Consider the following 5,542-nt stretch of genomic DNA (forward strand, 5'->3'; position numbering starts at 1 on the left):
GCCATCGCGGTTTCCGTGGGCCTGCAATACGGCGTGCCGCTTGAAGAGTTCGTCGATGCCTTCACCTTCACCAAGTTCGAACCCGCGGGCATGGTGCAGGGCAACGACAGCATCAAGAACGCGACCTCGATCCTTGACTATATCTTCCGCGAACTGGCGGTCAGCTACCTAGACCGGACGGATCTGGCCCATGTGAAACCCGAAGGCGCCACCTTCGACACGTTGGGCCGCGGCGAAGAGGAAGAGGGCGTCGGCAACGTCGCGGAACTGAGCGAGAGTGCCGCAGGCAAGTCGCTGGAGGTGCTGCGCCAGATCAGCTCCACCGGGTATCTGCGCAACCGTCTGCCGCAGGAGCTGATCGTGCTGCAGGGCGGCCAGACCGCAGAAGTCGCCACCATGGGCGCGGCAGCGATGGCCACGGGCACGACAACCGGCAACGTCAGCGTCGCCATGGCCGGGTCCACCGCCGTCAGCAGCGGGTCGGTGGGGATCGATGCGCGGACCAAGGCCAAGATGCAGGGCTACGAAGGCGAGGCCTGCGGCGAATGCGGCAACTACACGCTGGTGCGCAACGGCACCTGCATGAAATGCAACACCTGCGGCGGGACCTCCGGGTGTAGCTAAACGGACCGGGGGCGGGTGCGCTCGCCCCTCGACGGCATCCGGGCCGCAGGCGAAACGTGAACCGAGCGGTTAACAGATCGAGCCCGGATGGCGAAACTGCAAGGGAGCACCGAGGTGCTCCCTTTTTTATTGCGTAGCAGCCGGTTAGGGTGCGTTCTTCAGAGGTTTTCCATCGCCTTGCGGCAATCCTCTGCGCATTCGCGGCACATCTCGGCGCAGCGTTTGCAATGGTCGCTGTCATGCTTGCTGCACATGTCGCGGCAATCCTCGCAGGCCTTCGCACAGAGTTCGAGCGTGGCGCGAAGGATTTGCTCGTTGCCGCCGGTGCGGCGGGCGGCAACGCGTGCCGTCGCCGCGCAGATGTCGGCACAGTCGAGGCATTTGCGGATACAGTCGCGGCGCCCGGCGGGATCGTCCTCTGCCAGACAGGCATCGGCGCAGGAATTGCAGATGGCGGCGCAGTACATCGCGTGACGCACCGCCTTGGCCAGCGGCTCGTTGAGATGGCCAGCAACGTCAGGGTGTTCGGAAATCATCTTCTCGATAGACATGGTGTCCTCCTATGCTCTGCCGGGGAAAACACCTGCGTTGGGGGCCAAGTTCCACGCCGCGAAAATCGTGCGGAAACGTACTCCACCCGCGCGTCATCTGGGCCGGACATCCACCCAGATCGGCAGGTGATCGGAAGCGCGCCGGGTTTCGCGCGTCTCCAGCACTCCGCCATGGGCAAGTTCGAGCCGGTCATCGAGCGCGATCCGGTCCAGTGCCGCCACCGGAAGCCGCGCGTGAAAGCTGTTGCCCGGCGCATGGATGGTAAAGCGCCGCGCGAGCCGCCCCAGCCCCACCTTCTGGGACCATTCGTTCATGTCACCCGCGATCACCGTGGGGCGCGACGGACGTTCCGCCAGATGGTCGAACATCGCGCTCAACTGACCCTTCCGCGAAGGGCGCAACAATCCCAGATGCGCGGCGATGACCCGCAGTTCGCGGTCCCCCAGCGACAGGTCCGCCACCAAGGCGCCCCGTGGCTCTATTCCCGGCAGTTCGAGGTATTCCACCTCATCGATCACGGCATCTGGACCGACGAGAATCGCGTTCCCGTGCCAGCCGAGGCTGACGTTTCCCGGTACCGGCACCCGTTTCATTCCGGTAAGCGCTTCGAGTTCCTGCAGGGGCAGGGCGGAAGGGCGCGGGGCATAGCGCCGGTCGGCTTCCTGCAGCACGACCACATCGGCCGACAGGGCTTTTACGATACGCATGATCCGGTGCGGGTCGCGGCGCCGGTCGGTGCCCATCGCCTTGCGCATGTTATAGCTGGCAATACGCAACGCGCCCTCCGACCGGGGGCCGGTTTCCGCTTCGGTTTCTCCGGTCACAGGATCGGCGCTCCGAGCCGGAACAGCCCTTCGGCCACCCGGCGGATCATGCCGTCCCGCGGCCGCCCGGTTTCGCAATCTTCGCTCAGCATGGCAAACCAACTGGCCAGATCCGCCACCGTTCCCGCGTCATAGACGAAAAGCGTCGTTTCAAAGTTCAGCAGCATGCTGCGCACGTCGAAGTTGGCGGACCCCACATAGGCGGTATCGTCGACGATCCCGGCCTTGGCGTGGATCATGCCCGGCTGATAATAGAGGATCCGCGCCCCGGCTTCGCTCATTTCCCGCAAGTAGGCACCGCGCGCGAAATCCGCCATGCGCTGGTTCGACCGGGCAGGCACGAGGATGCGCACATCGACACCCCGCCGCGCAGCGATGGCAACAGCATTGCTGAGCAGTTCCGTGGGCACGAAATAGGGGGTGATCAGCCAGATACGATCTCCGGCCATATGCAACGCGCGGATCAACCCGTCGTGCAGCGGGTCTTCGACCGTATCGGGGCCAGACGGGACAAGCTGGACCGTCGCGTCGCTGCCCGTGGCGGGGGCCACCGGGGGCACCGCATCGAGGTCGTCACCGCTGGCCACGCTCCAGTCGGAGCGGAAGACATCGGCGAAGCTCTGCACCGCGGTGCCTTCCAGCGTAAAGCCGAGGTCGATCCAGCCTTCAGGCATCTTTCCTTTCCCGAGATAATGCTCCCCGATATTCATACCGCCGGAAAACACCCGCGCCCCGTCGGCAACCACCATCTTGCGGTGGTTGCGCAGGTTGAGGTGCCCGCTGCCGGGCATCTGCAGAAGGGGGCTGTAGAAACGCACCTCTCCGCCTGCCGCGCGCAGCCGTTTCAGTGCGCGGTGCGGTCCGCGCACCGTGCCGAGACGGTCCATCAGCAGGCGGACCTTGATACCGGCTTCCGCCTTGCGGGTCAGGGCATCGACAAAGGCAACGCCGGTGGCGTCGTTCGCCACGATGTAAAAGAGGGCATGAACGCGATCTTTGGCGCTGTCGATCACCTGCATCATGCTCTCGAAGGCTTCCTCCCGCTCCTTGAGCAGACGCAGGCGCTGGCCCGCATGTGCCGGGGGCAGGCCGTAATGCTGAAAGGTGGAGTCGAGCGGATGCGCGGGCGCCGGGGGCGGCCCGCCGGTATCGCCTTCGCGGAAGAAGATCGGCTGATAGCGCGAATGGCGCTTGCGGAAGCCCAGCAGCAGAAACAGCGGCACCGCCGCCCAGGGTAGCGCCGCGATGAAAAGCAGCCAGGCGGCGGTGGATTGCGGCGTCCGGCGCTGCTGCAGGATAACCAGAGCGGCGGCAAGGGTCAGCAGCACGACGACGACGATCTCGACGTGCGTGGTGAACCAGTAGAGCATGCGGAAAACTCCGTTCGGTCAGTTGTCCGGGCGTTGCTATCAAAGGCTCGGGCGGGGTGCGACCGGAATGAAACGGCAGGCGGCGAAAGCGCTGCGCACCGGGCAGACCGGTGCAAAAGCGCATCGGCGGCGCGCTGCCCTGCGGGCCGCCGTTTCGGCAAAAGCCCGCCAAATCGCCTGTGAATGGCATCTTGGGCGGGCATTTCGCCCCGTGTCGTGGCAGACTGGGTGGGCACCTGCGCGGCCAGCCGCGTCGAAGGCACAGGAGAGTGGCATGACACCCAGGATAATCTTCGGCCCCGGGAGGGCCGTTATGGCCATGACCGTCGCGTTGTTCGCGACCCAGGGAGTCGCGTCGGAGGACCTATCCGGCGCGCCCATCGATGATCGGATCGCCCGGGTGGACACCAACGGCGACGGGATGTTGACCATCGCCGAGGTAAAGCGCGCGGACCCAGGCATGACCGCGCGGCTCTTTTCGTCGATGGATACCGACCGGGACGGCGCGCTGGACATGGCCGAGGCGAAGGCCGCCGCCCGCCTCGGTCTGGGTGCCGCGATCAAGGTCGCGGACTAAGCCACCCGGCCCAAGCTCAAAGCATCAGGGCAGAGCAGCTTCGGCGTTGCCCGGAGCGATACAGGCCCTTTAGCGTCTGGGCAGGTGGATGTTGAACCTGTCGCGCAGCGCGGTATCCAGATCGGGGGCGAAGGCGGCGGCAGAGGGTTCCGACAGGATCGCCTGTTTGCGCATGGTGGCCTTGGCCACCAGATCGGGCTTGCCGCGTTCGTCCCATTCCTTGGGCGATGTGCGGTCCCCCAGCCGGGGATAGACGTGGTCCTGCTCCATCCGGTCCAGCGTCTGTTCGGTGCCGAGGTAGTGCCCCGGCCCGCCCATGCAGACCGCGCGCATCTGGTCGAGCGCCAGCGTTTCGTCGTTCACCTCGATTCCGCGCACGCAGCGCAGCGCCTGACCGATCAGATCGTCCCCGAGGATGAGCGATTCGTGGCAGAAACCCAGCAGCGAGGCATGCATCCCCGCGGCCTCGTAGACCATGTTGAGGCCCGACAGACCCGCCATCACGTTGGTGCACATCTGCTCCCAGCCCGCCTGCATGTCGGGTAGCTTGGAATCGGCCCCCCCGGCGGCGGCCCCGCCCGGCAGGTCGTAGAACTGGTGCATCTGCGCGCAGCCCGCGCTGAGCAGGGCCTGTTCGCCCGACCCGATGGTCATCGCCCCTGTGCGCAGGTCCAGCCCGAAGGGCCATGTGCCGAAGACAGCCGGATGGCCCGGCCTAACCGCGTTGACATAGACGAGACCGGCAAGGCATTCCGCCACCGCCTGTGTAATCGCCCCCGCGATGGTCGAAGGCGCCGTGGCCCCGGCCATGCCTGCCGAAAGCAGCAGCACCGGCATGCCGCCCTTGATAACCTCCTCCATCACCTGACAGGATTCGGTCGCGAATTTCATCGGCGGCACGACGAAGCAATTGGAGTTGCTGACAAAGGGCCGCTCGCGCCATTTGTCCTCCCCTCCAGCGATCATATGCAGCATCTCTAACCCCTCGGCGACGAAGCCGGGTTCGGTGAAGGACACCCCGATATGCTTGGTCGTGCCGGAACAGCAGGCATAGATCGTGTTGAGATCCATTTCCCGGTTGTCGGGAATGTCGCGGCAGACCATGGGCCGCTGGAGAAAATGGATATTGTCGAGCACATTGCAGATGCGCGCGGCGTCATGCAGGTCCTGCACGCCGCTTTCGCGGTAGTTGCGCCCGTCCGGTTCCACCAGATGCACGGCGGCCCCGGCGGTGCCGTAGTGCACCCGCGTTCCGCCAAGCTCAAGGTCATGGGCGGCGTCGCGCCCATGCAGCGTCACGCTGCGGTTGGCGCGGGCGATGGTATCTTCGACCAAGGCGCGCGGAAAGCGGATGCGACCGTCATCGCCCTGCACGGCCCCCGCGCCGGTAAGATATGCGACACCCGAGGGCGGCGCATCGGCAAGGCCGATCTGTTCCAGCGCGTCGAGTGCTGCCTGATGGATGCGCGCCATGTCCGCTTCCGACAGGGGGCGGTAGGTGCCGCCGTTCATGCCGGGGCGGATCGGGCGCAGATGCTGGGCGAGGGGGGCTGCACGGGCGGCGCGCCGGGCGGCGCGGCCTCCGGTGCGGTGGG

5 protein-coding genes and 1 pseudogene are annotated in these 5,542 nt (G+C 65.9%); 2 read left to right on the forward strand and 4 right to left on the reverse strand.

The window, feature by feature from the left end; genetic code table 11:
* Positions 1 to 624: pseudogene (locus A3728_RS21145) on the forward strand (vitamin B12-dependent ribonucleotide reductase); the annotation flags it as partial.
* Between the two features lie 158 nt (positions 625 to 782).
* On the opposite strand, the gene A3728_RS21150 reads toward A3728_RS21145, so the two are convergent.
* From A3728_RS21150 to A3728_RS21160, 3 genes are all read right to left on the reverse strand, one after another.
* Positions 783 to 1,175, reverse strand: coding sequence for a four-helix bundle copper-binding protein (locus A3728_RS21150; RefSeq protein ID WP_067928432.1), 393 nt, complete (start codon positions 1,173 to 1,175; stop codon positions 783 to 785).
* A 93-nt stretch (positions 1,176 to 1,268) separates the two neighbouring features.
* Positions 1,269 to 2,000, reverse strand: coding sequence for an endonuclease/exonuclease/phosphatase family protein (locus A3728_RS21155; protein ID WP_067928436.1), 732 nt, complete (start codon positions 1,998 to 2,000; stop codon positions 1,269 to 1,271).
* Entirely contained in the window at positions 1,997 to 3,370 is a 1,374-nt protein-coding gene (locus A3728_RS21160) for a phospholipase D-like domain-containing protein (RefSeq protein WP_067928440.1), read from the reverse strand. The genes A3728_RS21155 and A3728_RS21160 overlap by 4 nt, the downstream gene beginning before the upstream one ends.
* A gap of 274 nt (positions 3,371 to 3,644) precedes the next feature.
* Between A3728_RS21160 and A3728_RS21165 the strand changes: the two genes are divergently transcribed.
* Positions 3,645 to 3,947, forward strand: a complete 303-nt coding sequence (locus A3728_RS21165; RefSeq protein ID WP_067928445.1) for an EF-hand domain-containing protein — start codon at positions 3,645 to 3,647, stop codon at positions 3,945 to 3,947.
* A gap of 69 nt (positions 3,948 to 4,016) precedes the next feature.
* Here the strand turns inward: A3728_RS21165 and A3728_RS21170 are convergent.
* A partial coding sequence (locus A3728_RS21170; RefSeq protein WP_067928448.1) for a trimethylamine methyltransferase family protein occupies positions 4,017 to 5,542 on the reverse strand: 1,526 nt, incomplete at its 5' end.

Origin of the sequence: Sulfitobacter sp. HI0040 (assembly GCF_001634885.1) — a bacterium.
In the GTDB taxonomy this organism is placed as follows: Bacteria; Pseudomonadota; Alphaproteobacteria; order Rhodobacterales; family Rhodobacteraceae; genus Sulfitobacter.

Bases quoted from the DNA above. Each gene is read 5' to 3' on its own strand.
- A3728_RS21160 (WP_067928440.1), bottom strand. From the start codon at position 3,370: ATGCTCTACTGGTTCACCACGCACGTCGAGATCGTCGTCGTCGTGCTG.
- A3728_RS21150 (WP_067928432.1), bottom strand. From the start codon at position 1,175: ATGTCTATCGAGAAGATGATTTCCGAACACCCTGACGTTGCTGGCCAT.
- A3728_RS21165 (WP_067928445.1), top strand. From the start codon at position 3,645: ATGACACCCAGGATAATCTTCGGCCCCGGGAGGGCCGTTATGGCCATG.